The organism is Vicinamibacterales bacterium (assembly GCA_036504215.1).
GTDB lineage: Bacteria > Acidobacteriota > Vicinamibacteria > Vicinamibacterales > Fen-181 > FEN-299.
Window position 1 is genome coordinate 174,575 of the sequence record DASXVO010000059.1, and the last position, 13,862, is coordinate 188,436.

17 protein-coding genes and 2 pseudogenes are annotated in these 13,862 nt (G+C 65.5%); 17 read left to right on the forward strand and 2 right to left on the reverse strand.

The window, feature by feature from the left end; genetic code table 11:
- Positions 1–334 precede the first annotated feature (334 nt).
- From VGK32_17750 to VGK32_17785, 8 genes and pseudogenes are all read left to right on the forward strand, one after another.
- Positions 335–715: a response regulator gene (locus tag VGK32_17750; protein ID HEY3383613.1), complete on the forward strand. Its 381-nt coding sequence runs from the start codon at positions 335–337 to the stop codon at positions 713–715.
- A 174-nt stretch (positions 716–889) separates the two neighbouring features.
- Positions 890–1,924: a hypothetical protein gene (locus VGK32_17755; GenBank protein HEY3383614.1), complete on the forward strand. Its 1,035-nt coding sequence runs from the start codon at positions 890–892 to the stop codon at positions 1,922–1,924.
- A gap of 130 nt (positions 1,925–2,054) precedes the next feature.
- Entirely contained in the window at positions 2,055–4,190 is a 2,136-nt protein-coding gene (locus VGK32_17760) for a M3 family metallopeptidase (protein ID HEY3383615.1), read from the forward strand.
- Positions 4,191–4,341: 151 nt separating this feature from the next.
- Entirely contained in the window at positions 4,342–4,869 is a 528-nt protein-coding gene (locus VGK32_17765; GenBank protein HEY3383616.1) for an RNA methyltransferase, read from the forward strand.
- Positions 4,866–5,147: a Calx-beta domain-containing protein gene (locus VGK32_17770; GenBank protein ID HEY3383617.1), complete on the forward strand. Its 282-nt coding sequence runs from the start codon at positions 4,866–4,868 to the stop codon at positions 5,145–5,147. Before VGK32_17765 ends, VGK32_17770 begins: the two co-directional genes overlap by 4 nt.
- A gap of 24 nt (positions 5,148–5,171) precedes the next feature.
- Positions 5,172–5,327: a hypothetical protein gene (locus VGK32_17775; GenBank protein ID HEY3383618.1), complete on the forward strand. Its 156-nt coding sequence runs from the start codon at positions 5,172–5,174 to the stop codon at positions 5,325–5,327.
- A 27-nt stretch (positions 5,328–5,354) separates the two neighbouring features.
- Positions 5,355–5,525, forward strand: a pseudogene (locus tag VGK32_17780) (RHS repeat-associated core domain-containing protein).
- A gap of 96 nt (positions 5,526–5,621) precedes the next feature.
- Positions 5,622–6,245 (forward strand): polymorphic toxin type 44 domain-containing protein, encoded by a 624-nt coding sequence (locus VGK32_17785; GenBank protein HEY3383619.1) that lies wholly within the window; start codon positions 5,622–5,624, stop codon positions 6,243–6,245.
- Between the two features lie 1,133 nt (positions 6,246–7,378).
- On the opposite strand, the gene VGK32_17790 is transcribed toward VGK32_17785, so the two are convergent.
- Positions 7,379–7,618, reverse strand: a complete 240-nt coding sequence (locus tag VGK32_17790; GenBank protein HEY3383620.1) for a hypothetical protein — start codon at positions 7,616–7,618, stop codon at positions 7,379–7,381.
- A gap of 605 nt (positions 7,619–8,223) precedes the next feature.
- Between VGK32_17790 and VGK32_17795 the strand changes: the two genes are divergently transcribed.
- The 9 genes and pseudogenes from VGK32_17795 to VGK32_17835 all read left to right on the forward strand — a co-directional run bounded on the left by VGK32_17795 (position 8,224) and on the right by VGK32_17835 (position 12,718).
- Positions 8,224–8,400, forward strand: a complete 177-nt coding sequence (locus tag VGK32_17795; GenBank protein HEY3383621.1) for a hypothetical protein — start codon at positions 8,224–8,226, stop codon at positions 8,398–8,400.
- Between the two features lie 365 nt (positions 8,401–8,765).
- On the forward strand, positions 8,766–9,068 hold the full coding sequence (locus VGK32_17800; GenBank protein HEY3383622.1) for a nucleotidyltransferase family protein: 303 nt from the start codon (positions 8,766–8,768) through the stop codon (positions 9,066–9,068).
- On the forward strand, positions 9,065–9,406 hold the full coding sequence (locus tag VGK32_17805) for a HepT-like ribonuclease domain-containing protein (protein ID HEY3383623.1): 342 nt from the start codon (positions 9,065–9,067) through the stop codon (positions 9,404–9,406). Before VGK32_17800 ends, VGK32_17805 begins: the two co-directional genes overlap by 4 nt.
- Positions 9,407–9,553: 147 nt before the next feature.
- A complete protein-coding gene (locus tag VGK32_17810; protein ID HEY3383624.1) occupies positions 9,554–9,826 on the forward strand; it encodes a BrnT family toxin in 273 nt (90 codons plus the stop codon).
- On the forward strand, positions 9,823–10,095 hold the full coding sequence (locus VGK32_17815; protein HEY3383625.1) for a BrnA antitoxin family protein: 273 nt from the start codon (positions 9,823–9,825) through the stop codon (positions 10,093–10,095). Before VGK32_17810 ends, VGK32_17815 begins: the two co-directional genes overlap by 4 nt.
- 257 nt (positions 10,096–10,352) lie before the next feature.
- On the forward strand, positions 10,353–10,487 hold the full coding sequence (locus VGK32_17820; protein HEY3383626.1) for a hypothetical protein: 135 nt from the start codon (positions 10,353–10,355) through the stop codon (positions 10,485–10,487).
- Positions 10,488–10,758: 271 nt separating this feature from the next.
- Entirely contained in the window at positions 10,759–11,634 is an 876-nt protein-coding gene (locus VGK32_17825; protein ID HEY3383627.1) for a VCBS repeat-containing protein, read from the forward strand.
- A 367-nt stretch (positions 11,635–12,001) separates the two neighbouring features.
- Positions 12,002–12,136: a hypothetical protein gene (locus tag VGK32_17830; protein HEY3383628.1), complete on the forward strand. Its 135-nt coding sequence runs from the start codon at positions 12,002–12,004 to the stop codon at positions 12,134–12,136.
- Between the two features lie 27 nt (positions 12,137–12,163).
- Positions 12,164–12,718, forward strand: a pseudogene (locus VGK32_17835) (RHS repeat-associated core domain-containing protein).
- Between the two features lie 343 nt (positions 12,719–13,061).
- On the opposite strand, the gene VGK32_17840 reads toward VGK32_17835, so the two are convergent.
- Positions 13,062–13,643 (reverse strand): hypothetical protein, encoded by a 582-nt coding sequence (locus tag VGK32_17840; protein HEY3383629.1) that lies wholly within the window; start codon positions 13,641–13,643, stop codon positions 13,062–13,064.
- Between the last annotated feature and the right edge of the window lie 219 nt (positions 13,644–13,862).

Genomic DNA, 13,862 nt, shown 5'->3' on the forward strand with positions numbered 1-13,862 from the left:
CCGGCCGACACCGATGCTGACGGCACACAGTATCGTCGGGCCGGTCCGGCGTCAAGCCGCTGTCTTGTCGGCCTACACTTCGGTCGCATGCCGCGTCAGAACCTCATGCACTACAGTGCCAATTACGAGGGCCGCCGGGCGATCACGGGCCATTCCCGGCTGGTGCCGCTTTTGCTTACGCAAGGATGGACCTTTCGGAGTCGGCCCGCATCGGAATCGCCCCTCGGCGGCGGCGACTTGCCACGGGCGCTGGACCGACCGCCAGCCCGACAGGAGCGGCCGAAACCCTGTTGTCGGTGTTGGTCGAACGCCCCTTCGTGCGGGTCTGAACGCCATGGCCCATACCGTCTTGATCGTGGACGACTACCCGGACACGTTGGAGCTGTTGGAGCTGACGCTCAGGCTCGAAGGCTACGGGACCATCCTGGCCTCGACCGGGTTCGACGCCGTGCGGCTCGCCCAGGCCGACCACCCCGACATCGTCATCATGGACATCTTCCTGCCGCAGATGGACGGCATCGCGGCCTCCCTGGCGATCAAGGCGACCGTAGGGCTGGAACACGTACCCATCATCGGCTACACGGCGCGCACCGGACTCCCTGGCAACGACACAGCCGTGTTCGACGCGGTTCTTCCAAAACCATGCTCGCCCGACGTCCTCCTTGGCACACTCTCGAAGTTGCTCGCGGGTAGACGACCGGTTGCGGCTTCCTGAGGCCGGACGCGCCTGCGCGGCTCCACGCGTCGCGCTCCTGCGAGGTTGCGCCGAAGTCCGCCGTGAGATGGCGGCGGGCGCAGGCAGGACGAGAGCCGACCGAAGGTTCTCGCCCTCCGCGCGAGCGTGGCTCCCCTGGTTGTCGGAGCGGCAGGACCGGTCTATGCTTCGACGATGATCGCCGTCGGCCTGGCGCTCGTGTTCCTGCTTGCCGGTGCGGTCGGGCCTGGTTCACTCTCGGTCCACGACCAGCAGCCGCCGCGGCACGCCGAGCGTGTCGATGTGGCACGGGTGCTCATCGACGCTCGCGTGGTAGACGATGCGGGTCGGGTGGTGCACGGCCTGGTGGCGTCGGACTTCCGCGTGCGCATCGACGGGAGGCCGGCCAGAATCGAGTCGGCCGAATGGGTGGGCGAGCAGACCCGAGCCGCCGAATCGGTCGCCCCGGCGCCCGGGGCCAGCGCCGTCGATCCCGTGCGCGGCCGCCTCATCGTGTTCCTGTTCCAGAAGGATCTCGAAGCGTCGCGAATCGTCGGCCTGATGAGGATGCTGATCGAGACGCGCACGTTCCTCGACTCTCTGGGACCTCGCGACCGGGTGGCCGTCCTGTCGTTCGACTCGCACCTGAAGATCTGGCTCGACTTCACGAACCGAATCGACAGGGTCCGCGACGTGTTCGCCCACGGGATCCTGTTCGAGAATCCTCCGCCGATCGAACCCGTGCTGCCGCCCTCGTTGATGGCGACGCTCGACGTCGTCCGCGCGCACCGGGCGTATTCGATGGAGGATGCGCTGGCACTGCTCGGGCGGGCGCTCGAGCCGCTGCCGGGGTCCAAGTCTGTGGTGCTGGTCGGGTACGGATTCGGACGCCTCACCGGGAATACGCTGTTCTTCGACCGCTCGTACGGCGAGGCGCGGCGCGCGCTCCAGGCCGCGCGGGCGTCGGTCTTCTGTCTCGACGTCACCGATGCCGACCGCCACACGCTCGAAGCGGGCCTCGAGATGACGGCAGAGGACACCGGCGGGTTCTTCGCGCGGACCCACCTGTTCTCGACGCAGGCCCTCGACCGCCTCGCGGCGGCCCTGTCCGGTCACTACGTGCTGTTTGTCGAGGCGCCCGCGCCGGGAAAGCGGGGGCGCCACGAGATCGAGGTCGATCTGCCCGTGAAGAAGGGAACCGTCCTCGCGAAGCGGGCCTACGCGGACTGACCGAACCCGCCCCTCTGTGGCCACCGTGGCTTCGGTCGTGGTAGATTCGCCAGTTGCAATGGGCTCCTGAAGGGCGCCCCATCCAAGCCCGGTCCACTTCCTATTTCGTTCCAGCCGAAAGGCGAGTGATATGTCGAGACGGATTGCATTGTTCCTGATCGTGCTGATGGCGTTCGTCGCGCCCGTGTGGGCGCAGGCGGCGGCGCCAGCGCCAGCGCCGGCCCAGGCGGCCGTGCCGGCCGACAACCCGTTGCTCGAGGAATGGAAGACGCCGTTCCAGGTGCCGCCGTTCCAGGAGATCAAGCCGGAGCACTTCCTGCCGGCGTTCAAGGCAGCCGTGGCGCAGAGCCGCAAGGAGCTTGCGGTCATCGTCGACAACCCGCAGCCTCCGACCTTCGTGAACACCATCGAGGCGCTCGAGAACGCCGGCGAGCTGCTCTCGAAGGTGCAGGGAGTCTTCGGCGCGCTGCAGGGAGCCGAGACCAACCCGCAGCTCCAGGCGGTGAACCGCGAGGTGACGCCGATTCTGTCGGCGCTCCGTGACGAGACGCGCCTCAACCCGAAGCTGTTCGAGCGCGTGAAGGCGATCTACGACCAGCGGGCGAGCCTGAAGCTGACGCCCATCCAGAAGAAGCTGGTGGAGGACACCTTCAAGGGCTACGTCCGAAGCGGAGCCAACCTCGACCCGGCCAAGAAGGAGCAGCTCAAGAAGATCAACGGTGAGCTGTCGATGCTGAGCGTGAAGTTCGGCGACAACCTGCTCCGCGACACGAACGCCTACCGGCTCGTGATCGACAAGCAGGAAGACCTGAAGGGCCTGCCGCCGTCGGTCGTGGCCTCGGGAGCCGACGCGGCCAAGGCCGCCGGCATGGCCGGCAAGTGGGTCTATACGCTCCAGGCGCCGAGCATCTGGCCGTTCCTGCAGTATGCCGACAACCGCGAGCTGCGGCGGCAGATCATCGAGGCCTACACCACGCGTTGCGACCACAACGACCAGTGGGACAACAAGAAGACGCTCACGCGGCTCGCGACGCTGCGCGCCGAGCGGGCGCAGTTGATGGGCTACAAGACGTTCGCGGACTACGTCCTCGAAGAGAACATGGCGAAGACGCCGGCCGGCGTGTACGGCCTGCTGAACCAGCTCTGGACGCCGGCGCGCGCCGTGGCGCTCAAGGAAGCGGCCGACCTGCAGGGGGCCATCGACAAGGAAGGCGGCAAGTTCAAGCTCGAGGCGGGCGACTGGCGCTACTACACCGAGAAGGTGCGGAAGGCGCGCTTCGACCTCGACGAGCAGGCGCTGCGGCCCTACTTCAAGCTCGACAACGTCGTGCAGGGCGCGTTCGCCGTGGCGAACAAGCTCTATGGCATCACCTTCACGCCGCGAACGGACCTCCCGGTCTACAACCCCGAGGTGAAGACGTACGAAGTGAAGGATGCGGACGGCTCGCTGCTGGCCGTGTTCTACACCGACTATCATCCGCGGCCCGGCAAGCGCGTCGGCGCGTGGACTGGCGGCATGCGCGGCGGCTACGTGCGAAGCGGCAAGGTCGTGCGCCCGATCGTCACCAACGTCTGCAACTTCTCGCGGCCGTCCGGCGACGAGCCCGCGCTGCTGACGCTCGAGGAAGTGAACACGCTCTTCCACGAGTTCGGCCACGCGCTCGCGTCGTTCCTGGGCAAGGTGCCGTACTCGTCGATCTCGCGGTTCCCGCGCGACTTCGTCGAGGTGCCGTCGCAGATCATGGAGAACTGGTGCCTCGAGCCCGAGGTGCTGAAGATGTACGCGAAACACTACAAGACGGGCGAGGTCATCCCGCTGGCGCTCGTCGAGAAGATCGAGAAGTCGGCGCAGTTCAACCAGGGCTTCATCACCGTGGAGTACCTCGCGGCGTCGATGCTCGACATGGACTGGCACACGCTGACGACGACGCAGGAGCCGGACGCGACAGCGTTCGAGAAGGCGTCGATGGAGAAGATCAAGAACCTGCCGGAGATCCCGCCGCGCTACCGCAGCCCGTACTACAGCCACATCTTCTCGGGCGGCTATTCGGCCGGGTACTACGCCTACATCTGGAGCGAGGTGCTGGACAAGGACGCGTTCCAGGCGTTCAAGGAGGCCGGCAACCTGTTCGACCAGAAGACGGCCAGGGCGTTCCGGATGCTCCTCGAGCAGGGCGGCACCGAGGAGGCGATGACGGCCTACAAGAAGTTCCGCGGCCGTGAGCCGAGTGTCGAGCCGTTGCTCAAGGCGAGGGGACTGAAGTAGGTCCTGGATTGCCGGTGGCCAGTGTTCGGTGCGATCCCGAGATCCACCGAGGGCTGGCCACCTCCCGCCTTCCGCTTCATCCGTTCATTTTTCATCCTTCATCCTTCAGCTTTTGTTCTTCATCCTTCATCCTTCATCCTTTATCTTCTATATGTCCGTCTACCAGGCGACCCGCCTCGCATCCGCGTATGACGGCATCGACCGGCTGCCCGTGGTCGTGCTGCTCGACAACGTTCGCAGTCTCTACAACGTCGGGTCGTTCTTCCGCACGTGCGACGCGGTGCGGGTGCAGAAGCTGTTGCTCGCCGGCATCACCGCGACGCCGCCGAACGCGCAGATCGGCAAGACCGCGCTCGGCGCGGAGCAGTCGGTCGCGTGGGAGGCCTGTGCCGACCCGGCCGCGGCGCTCGAGGATCTCCGCGAACGAGGCGTCCAGCTTGCCGCGATCGAAACCAGCCTTCACGCCGTCGATCTGTTCGACTGGCAGCCCGCCTTTCCCGTCTGCGTCGTCTTCGGCCATGAGGTGGACGGCGTGCAGCCGGCCCTGCTCGACCGCTGCGACACGCACGTGCGAATTCCGACGCTGGGCCTGAAGCAGTCGCTGAACGTGGCGACCGCAGGCGGCGTGGTGCTGTACGAGCTGCTGAGGAAGTACCGGCAGTTGGGGGCCGGGCGGTGACCTATGCGACGGCCAACGAGACGGCGCTGGCCGGCCAGGATTACACGGCGACGGCAGGCACGCTGACGATTCCGCCCAACAGCGCGTCGGCGACGATCCCGGTCCCGATCCTGATCAATCTCACCACCGAACTCGCCGAGACCTTCTCCGTGACCCTGAGCCTTGCGATGCCCCATGACGGTGCCGTCGGGATGCCCTCAGGGCTCAGGGTGAGCGAGCGTGACGAGTGCAGGCGCGAGTCGAAGCCCGCACTTCGGCGAGCTCTCGCGGTGCGGTGAGCGAAGCCGAGCCTCGAAGGGCGAATGGCAACGCCATTCGGCTCGGTGCGCCTCGTCTTCGATGCGCAGGGGAACGTGAAAGGCCGCTCGGACTACCTGCCGTTCGGCGAGACGTTCAACCAGTCCGGCGGACTGCCCAGGCAACGGTTCACGGGACAGCCGCCTTCGCCTCCATCTTGACCGTGTTGACCCGTCGGCTTCGGCGGGCCAAGGGAGCGCGACGGCGAAGCGGGCATGGACTACTTCAACGCGCGGTCGCTGCAACTGCGCACCGGGCGATTCAACCGGCCGGACCCGCTGGCCGCGGGGGCGATGGGGAACCCGCAGGGGTGGAATCGATATACGTACGTCGGGAACAGTCCGTTGGTGTTCACCGATCCCACGGGTCTGACAAACGAAGATCCGGTCAGACAGAGTCCACTGCCGGCCTATCACACTCACACCATCGCCAGTGGTCTTCTCGGCTACACCCACATGTCGGGCTTGAACGGCTCAGACGATTCAGGTGATCACAACGCTTGGGCTGTCGCCCTAGCCCTGGGCATAGGCTCTGCTGTCGGGCGGGCGGGCGCTGCCGGGGTCCACGCCTTCGCGCGTGCCGGGCGGCCTTCAAGCAATACCACAGATGGCGGTGATACGGATGACCCCGGCGAGTCGGGAGGTGGCGACGACCGCGGCGACGATGGACAACAGAAGAAGAAGGAAGACCCGTGTGCAAAGCCACCCTATCCCGCCGGAACGAGCTTGGATCGCAACATTCGAGTGAGTTCAATCGCCATTCTGCCGGGGCAGCGGCTGTCGAACTTCGCCAGTTGGTTGGTGGCCGTCGCCCCACACAGCAGTTCGGACTACAAGAACCAATGTAAGACTCCGACAGGTACCTACGAAGCAGCCGGAAACCACAACTTCGGAGCGACGGGGGCTGCCATGGGCTTCTCCGCTGCTACCTTGCATGCCGCAGCTGGAATGGTGGCTCTGATGAGCGACTGGACAAGGGTGTTCACACAGTCGCCTCATTACTTCTGGGACAGTCCAGAGGACTGGGGCCAAATCCAGCGCGGCATTGACTACTACTCGAAAGGATGCAGTGCAAAATGAAACTGCTCCACCGCACGATGCTCCTTCCGCTCCTTTTGGTAACGGCCGTCGTGGCCTGTGTCGAGCTGAAGAGTCGGAGAGAGGTAGTTTCCCCCGACGGTAGCTACGTTGCGACGTGGTCCACTGCAGATGGGGGAGCGATGACGTCAACACAGACGTTCGTGAACATTCGCACGGTCGGGTCTCTGCACAGTCGGTACCTTGGACGCGTGTTTGCGGTTCATCGAGGCTGCGAAATCGGCCTGCAATGGCGCGGAACGACGTTGCAGATAGTCTGTGAGTACTGTGGTCCGGACGAGGCAAGCGTCAGGGAGACGCGGTGGCGGGATGTTGAGATCGTGTATCCCCGCTACGGCGCGAGATACGAACCCGTTGTGTACTCCCGCGTTCCGTAGAACGGAACACTCCAGTGCTCATTTTGACAGCAGGGTGCCTCGTACGTGGCGTCCGCGTGGGTACGCGGCGCGCCGAGGCGAGATCCCACTCGCGCTGGTGCGCGGATAGCGCCCTGTCGGAAGGGCGAATTGATGTCGATAGGATTCTCTCGTCCAGCCAGGGTCAGCGCGGGTGGTTGAAGATTCCGCCCCCGGTTGGAGACGCAAATGTTGTTCGCCGTCTTGCGCGCATGCACCCCCTTCGGCTTCCCAAGCCGACAGGCAGCAGTTGAGAATTCGATGGCACGATAAACTCGAACGGTAACCTCACGCTGGCGGCGTGGCGCTGCTCCGGCGAGTGATGCCGCACGTCGAACGCGGGCGCGTCGCCGGGTTTCTTGTTTCGGCTCGGCCAACCGCGAGCAAATACTCGTGCGCCTGGGATAATTGACCCAGACATCCAGAGCAGCAGCCCCTCGCGGGCGGCTCGCAACCTGGGACGGACAACCCGAGGTGCCAGGCGCAATCCAGCGCCGATGTGGCCGTCACGGACGGCAAGTAAGTGCCCAACCGGGCCGACCCCGATCCTCTGGATGTCCTCCGACGGGAGGGCACTGTGTCCGACGTATTCCGCGACCACAGACAATCTCTCGAAACAGGATTCGGTGGTCAGTTCATCTCGCCAGCGTAGAGGCGGAACAGATGCGCGCAGGAATCAATGCGCGTGTGAGCACTCTCGACCAGTAGCCCGAGAACCAGTTACGTGGGCTTCGGCGTTACGCTGAAGCCCGGGCCTGGAAGGCGATCGACTACGTTGATCGGGGCGTCTCTGGTACGAAGGACTCCCGGCCGACGCTCGACGCGATGATCAAGGACGCGCGACAGCGCGGGTTCGACGTCGTGGCCGTCTGCCGGCTCGATCGCCTCGGCCAGGATCTGCGCCGCCTCGCGGACAACGAGGAGGCGCTCGCGCTGTCGGTCGCGGATCTGGGCGTCCACGAGACGGACGGCATGGCGTCATTCGTCGTGTCGGTGTCACCGCAGAGCGAGCATGACGAATCGTGTCCGGAGTGCGCTCCATTCCCCTCGGGTGACGGCCCTCCGGGCCTTGAAGGGACCGGATCACAAACGGCTGCCTCGCGCCGCACGGATCGGAGACGAGGGATCATAATTCGGTGCGTGGTGTTCGTGACGTCGGGTCTCGTTACGCCGTACCCAACCACGACAGGCCTGTGACGGAACGGCCGATCAGGCGTGCGATGCTCGCTTGCAAGAAATTGCAAGCGGTTCCACAACAGGCGTCCACGACTGGCTGCGGACCACCGACAGGCGGGACAGCCGACCCCGATATTCCGGGGTCGGCTGCGTTCGACTATCTCTTCGTCGAGCCTCAGGAGCTAGTGGGCGCAAGCTCATCGGGGTTCAAATCCCCGCTTCCACCATTCGACTCGCTCCCCTGCAATCCTGCTCGCTCATGGCAGGCTCATTCGACGCGGTCGCTCACTTCGCCAACTCCCTCGCCAGACCCCCAGTTCGAGGAACTGTCTCAGTACGGCGAGCGGCTGTTCAGCGAGAATCCGCCGACGCCTGAGGGCGAGGCCGACATGGAAGCGGGGATCGACCGGAAACTGGCGCCCGTCCAGTTCAGCAGCGCCCACCCAGGATCCGCAGTCGACTCGCTGATCGTGTCCGTCCACACGAAGTCGCTGGCGCTGCCGGCCGGGCAGGTGCTGTGTCACGGCTGGCTAATGCCGCGGGCTGGTCCGTACGCGCCTGTCTGATAACGGGTCTTCTGCTGCCGCCCCGCGGGCCGATCACTCTAATGCGTCCTCAATGCGTCCTTGCTATCGTCTGCGAGAGTGCAAGCCGTGCGTGAAAGGCACTCGGCTGAGCGTTGAGTTCCTGCTGGAACTGGCGGCCGGCGGCGCAACGCAGCCTGACATTCTGGCGCGCTGCCCCCAACTGACGGCCGAGGGCTTGGCGGCCGCTTTTCGATTCGCCGCTCAGCGGGCAGGCGGCGAGCGCTCTTGCCGATGACCGTTTCGAGAGGACCGGGGTCAGCTGCGGCTGGACCACCGCGCTTCCTGGGCATCCCGAGCCGCACTCCACAGGCGCGTGAGCTATCACGGGCCCCAGAGGTCGAGCGATGAGTCACAACCTGCCGATCGATCCGGAGGCGGTGTCGGCGTTCTGCAGACGGCATCACATCGCGCGCCTCGCGCTGTTCGGATCGGTGTTGAGGGACGACTTCCGACCCGATAGCGACGTGGATGTCCTCGTGGAGTTCCTGCCCGGCCATGTCCCCGGACTGCGTTTCGTCACGAACGAGCGCGAATTTTCGGCACTTCTGCACGGCCGACGGGTCGACCTGGTCACACCGAAGTTCCTGAACGCGCGAATTCGGGAGCACGTCCTGAGCACCGCCGAGTCGCTGTATGTCGCCGCGTGATCTCGTCTTCGTCGGACATACTCGACACGGCGAGGAAGGCCGTTGGCAAGACGTCCGGCCTTTCGCACGACGCCTTCGACGCCGACGAGAACGTGCGCCTCGCGCTGACCCATCTGGTTCAAGTCGTTGGCGAGGCGGGACGTCGCGTTTCCCCTGAGTTCAGCGCGCGGCATCCGGAGATCCCGTGGCAGGAAATCGTCGGCATGCGCCACAAGGTGGTCCTCGACTACCTGCGTGTCGACGAAGACATCGTCTGGCAGGTGGTCACCGAGGATCTGCCGCCTCTCGTCGTCCTGCTCGAGAAAATCCTCGCGACTGCTCCCGGCAGCAACAGGTAGGCGTCCGCACCACACCACCTTGAGCAGCGTGGCGGGGTTCTGTGCCGCCACCAGGTTCGGCGTCGTGTAGCACGAGCCTGCCGAGCGCGGCCCGTCGGAACGCACCGTTGAACGTGGTGCACAGTTGTGCATATAATGTCCAAACCGATGTCCATCGAGTGGGATGGCCGAAAGGCCGCCTTGAATCTGCAGAAGCACGGCGTCGACTTCGCCGATGCGGTGACCGCGCTCGATGACGACCATGCGATCACGGTTCAGGACACGCTGAGCGGCGGTGAGATTCGCTACATCACCGTTGGCATGGATGCCATGGGCCGGGTTCTGACGGTGGTTTACACCTGGCGCGGCCAGAGCGTCCGGTTGATCTCCGCGCGTCCGGCGACGCCGGGAGAACGCCGCCAGTACGGAGACAGATCATGAAGCGAGAATACGACTTCAGTCATGGGAAGCGGGGCTCGGTCCTGAAGCCGGCGCCCGGCAAGACCCGGATCACGATTCGCCTCGACAACGAAGTGCTCGACTGGTTCAAGGCGCAGGTCCACCAGGCCGGCGGCGGCAACTACCAGTCCCTCGTCAATGCGGCGCTCCTGGAGCACATTCGCGCCAGCCGCGAGCCGCTCGAACAGACGATTCGACGCGTCCTGCGGGAGGAACTGCCGACTCGGCTGAAGCGCGCTGCGAACGAGTAACAGCGAACCTCCTCCTGGCGGTTGTGTGCGCCCTGAGCGAGTCTTCGAGTCGAAGGGCCCTCACCGCACGCGTCGACTGGGCAGGCCAGACTCGGTCGCCTGCGACCCAACTCCCTCGCTCATGGCAGGCTCATTCGACTCGGTCGCTCACTTCGCCAACTCCCTCGCTCATGGCAGGCCGGGCGGAGGGCGAATTCAGGTCGCCGCCCGACATCACCGCACCGCATCGGCAAATGCCGGTGCCCGGGATGTGGTTCGTGATTCGAAGGGCCGTGGACGACCCCACCAGGCTGGCGGCCGTCATCCGAATGGAGATCGCTGCCATCGAACCCACCCTGCCGCTCACCGACGTCACGACGGTGGACGAGATGGTGCCGGGTTCGATGGCGTAGCCGAAGTTCGTGTCGGCGTTGATTTCGCTGTTCGCGGTCCTTGCAGCCGCGCTGGCCCTCGTCGGAGTCGACGGTCTGACGACCTGCACAACGAGCCGGCAGCGGTGCGAACTCGGCATCCGGCTGCCGCCTGCGCGGCGATCCTGTTGGCGGCGTGGGCCGCCTGCTTCGCACCGGCCTCCCACCGCCTCGCGCGTGAACCCGATCGACACGCTGCCTCGTCTCGCCGAGCAATCGCTACCAGCTCTGCTACCAGACCGACTGCAACCTGGTGCTGAAGCGCGTCAGCGACCAGGTCGTGACGTGGCAGACGGGTACGGTGTGTACGCCGGGCTTCGCACAACTGGCGCCAGTGCCCACGGGGCGTTTCAACATCATGGACCGCTCGTCGAACTTCATCTGGTATGCCGGCTGGGCCACGCCCAACCAGACGCTGACCGTGGCGGACGATGGGCTCGTCCGGCTGGTCCACGCCAGCGGATTCACGATGTGGTCAGCCGGTCAGCAGGTGACGCCGCCGCCGCCAGTGACCGACCTCCCGGTGCCCGCGGACTACGACGGGGACGGCAAGCTCGATCTGGCCGTCTACCGGCCGACGACGGGGACGTGGTACGTGCTGACCTCCCGCTCGAACTACGCCCCTGGGTCGGCGCTGATGTGGACGTGGGGCACGTCGGGCGATGTGCCGGTGCCGGCGGACTACGACGGGGATGGGCGGGCGGATCCGACGGTGTGGCGGCCGGGCACGCCGGCGACCTGGTACGTGCGGCTGTCGAGCACGGACTACTGGGAGTCGGGGACGATCACGCACGGCCAGACGAGCGACGTGCCGGTGCCGGGCGACTACGACGGGGACGGCAAGGCGGACCTGGTCGACTGGCGCCCCGCGAACGGGACGTGGTACGGGCTGACGGCGAGCAGTGGGTTCGCGCCGGGGTCGCTGTGGTCGACGCCGTGGGGCGGGGAGGTGCCGGGGGATGTGGTGGTGCCCGGCGAGTACGACGGGGACGGGAAGATGGACCCGACGATCTGGCGATCGGCGAACGGGTACTACTACGTCCGGCCGTCGAGTACGGGCTATGTCGGGTGGATCACGTGGCCGCTCGGCAACAGCACCCAGGGCTGGGTGCCGGTGAGGGTGCGATGAGGGCGCGGGGCTGGACGGCACAGGAGCAAGCGTCGGTCCGTCAACCACTGCGCATCCCGATGGGGCACCCGATGAACAGGCACGACACCCGGACGGCGGGAGAGACGGATCAGAGGCGCGGCGACGGGCGGCGGGGGCTGTCTTGGCTGGTGTGCATGGTCGCGCTGACCGCCCTGCTCTGCCCTGCGATCGTGCAGGCGCAGACGAGTGAGGAGATCGAGTACTATGCGACCGATGCGCTGGCCCATTCGCCACGGCTCCATGAAACAGACCGGAGCCGGCTCAGGGCCACCCTGAGCGAGCGCCGCGATCGCCCGCGCGAGCCGAAGCCCGAAGGGCGAATGGCAACGCCATTCGGGTCGGGTCGGTGCGCCTCGTCTTCGATGCACAGGGCAACGTGAAAGGGCGCTCCGACTACCTGCCGTTCGGCGAGACCTTCAACCAGACCGGCGCGCTGCCCCGCCAGCGGTTCACGGGACAGCCGCCTTCGCCTCCATCTTGACCGTGTTGACCCGTCGGCTTCGGCGGGCCAAGGGAACGCGACGGCGAAGCGGGGATGGACTACTTCAACGCGCGGTCGCTCCAACTGCGGACAGGCCGCTTCAATCGGCCGGATCCGCTCTTCGCGGGGGCGATGGGGAACCCGCAGGGGTGGAATCGGTACGCGTATGTCGGGAACAATCCACTGAAGTACGTTGATCCGACCGGCAACAACCTTGAAATCGTCGTCAATGTTGTGGGGAGGATGCCGCCACCGGATCCCACGGCTACCCTGGACCCCACGAATCAGTGGGCAAGCTGGGCCGGGTACAAGGCGTGTGGGACGGACTGCGACTTGGCTGGCGGATCCTACGACGCGACACCAATTGAGGAATCTGCCGGAAGCAGTGGCGGCGGTGTCCTGCCGTCAAAGCCAGTCATCCCGCTGGTGACCCCGCCGGTGATGCCGCCGACGCTGCCGGGCGGTGACACTGTTCAGAAGAACGTGGAGTTGACGATGGCGAGAGTCCGCGAAGTCGGCCAGGTGAAGGCATTCCTATGGTGGAAGAGCATGGTGCAGTCCGGAGGGAGATGGGACTGGTAGTGGACATCCATCCTCCGAGTGCCAGACCGACACTGTGGGAGAGAGCGCTTCAGCTCAGAAAGGCTGATGAAGTGTGTCTGCGTTGGCGGTCGCCGCGTCACCTGGAGATTACGTATCCGTCGAGCGCCTCCCTCATGCAGTCGAGCACGAAGGTGTCGGTTGGGGATGAGATCAAGATCACGGTCAAGACAGCGCCAGGTCGAAATGGGGTGTTCATTAGCGATCAGTGTCAAGGTTGCCGAGCCACGATGGACGGGCTCCAGTCCCCATGGCGTTGGTGCGACTCGACTAAGTAGCCTGTGCACCGGCTGACAGAGATGAGTGCCTGTCAGCTGAAGGTGACTCAGACGACGTGGAGTCTGGCCACGCTCATCATGCACGCCACCACGGTGGTGGCGTCGTCTCCTGGCGCCCAGCCCCTCGCACCAAGCATGGACCCGGCACGGCCAGCCGAGGTGCTCTCCGCGCGATTGACGCTCGCAACGCTTGGTGGATTTCCTTTGATTGTGGTCGTGCTGCTGTTTGCGGCTCTCAATCTGCTCGCCGCCAGATTTGGCAAGCGGTCGCCTGTACTCGACAGATTCTCGCGGGCCGTGGTCGCGATGGTCGGCATTCTCGGCGTTTCGGCCATGGTCGCGATCGCGCTCAGCACGTGAATCTGGACGCGTTCGATTCCCATCTGCAGGACGCTGTCTGGATTCGAGAGATCCTCCGGCCGGAGATCACCGGTGGGGAATCCGAAGGCGACAAGCGCGGTGAGCAGGTGCTCGGCGTTGTCCGCGGTGGGCCGGATGAACACGCCGATGTCGCCCGTGAAGCGCGGCGCACCGTGATAGGCAAGGGCGTACGCGCCGACGATCAGGAACTCAACGTCGTGGGCGATCAACGAGCCGAAGAACTCGTCGAAGTCTGGCGCCAGTTCCATTTTGTTGCCTCCGCAAGAACTCGACAGCAGCCAGGCGTTCCTCGACGGGCCGGGTCAGCCAGTATCGATGCGCCTCGCCCGCCGACGCGTGCGATGCCGCGCTCGTCACCCGGAGCAGCCGCTGGAGCTTGAATTCCACAGGCGCAGTCTACCGCGTCGACAGCGCTATTCGAGCCGACCTGGTGTGCGACGCAACGGCGCTCAGGGTTTAGAATCCCC

What these genes read in the sequence shown, in the direction of transcription:
- VGK32_17750 (HEY3383613.1), top strand. Translation starts at nt 335, where the DNA reads ATGGCCCATACCGTCTTGATCGTGGACGACTACCCGGACACGTTGGAG.
- VGK32_17755 (HEY3383614.1), top strand. Translation starts at nt 890, where the DNA reads ATGATCGCCGTCGGCCTGGCGCTCGTGTTCCTGCTTGCCGGTGCGGTC.
- VGK32_17760 (HEY3383615.1), top strand. Translation starts at nt 2,055, where the DNA reads ATGTCGAGACGGATTGCATTGTTCCTGATCGTGCTGATGGCGTTCGTC.
- VGK32_17765 (HEY3383616.1), top strand. Translation starts at nt 4,342, where the DNA reads ATGTCCGTCTACCAGGCGACCCGCCTCGCATCCGCGTATGACGGCATC.
- VGK32_17775 (HEY3383618.1), top strand. Translation starts at nt 5,172, where the DNA reads ATGGCAACGCCATTCGGCTCGGTGCGCCTCGTCTTCGATGCGCAGGGG.
- VGK32_17785 (HEY3383619.1), top strand. Translation starts at nt 5,622, where the DNA reads ATGTCGGGCTTGAACGGCTCAGACGATTCAGGTGATCACAACGCTTGG.
- VGK32_17795 (HEY3383621.1), top strand. Translation starts at nt 8,224, where the DNA reads ATGGAAGCGGGGATCGACCGGAAACTGGCGCCCGTCCAGTTCAGCAGC.
- VGK32_17800 (HEY3383622.1), top strand. Translation starts at nt 8,766, where the DNA reads ATGAGTCACAACCTGCCGATCGATCCGGAGGCGGTGTCGGCGTTCTGC.
- VGK32_17810 (HEY3383624.1), top strand. Translation starts at nt 9,554, where the DNA reads ATGTCCATCGAGTGGGATGGCCGAAAGGCCGCCTTGAATCTGCAGAAG.
- VGK32_17815 (HEY3383625.1), top strand. Translation starts at nt 9,823, where the DNA reads ATGAAGCGAGAATACGACTTCAGTCATGGGAAGCGGGGCTCGGTCCTG.
- VGK32_17840 (HEY3383629.1), bottom strand. Translation starts at nt 13,643, where the DNA reads ATGGAACTGGCGCCAGACTTCGACGAGTTCTTCGGCTCGTTGATCGCC.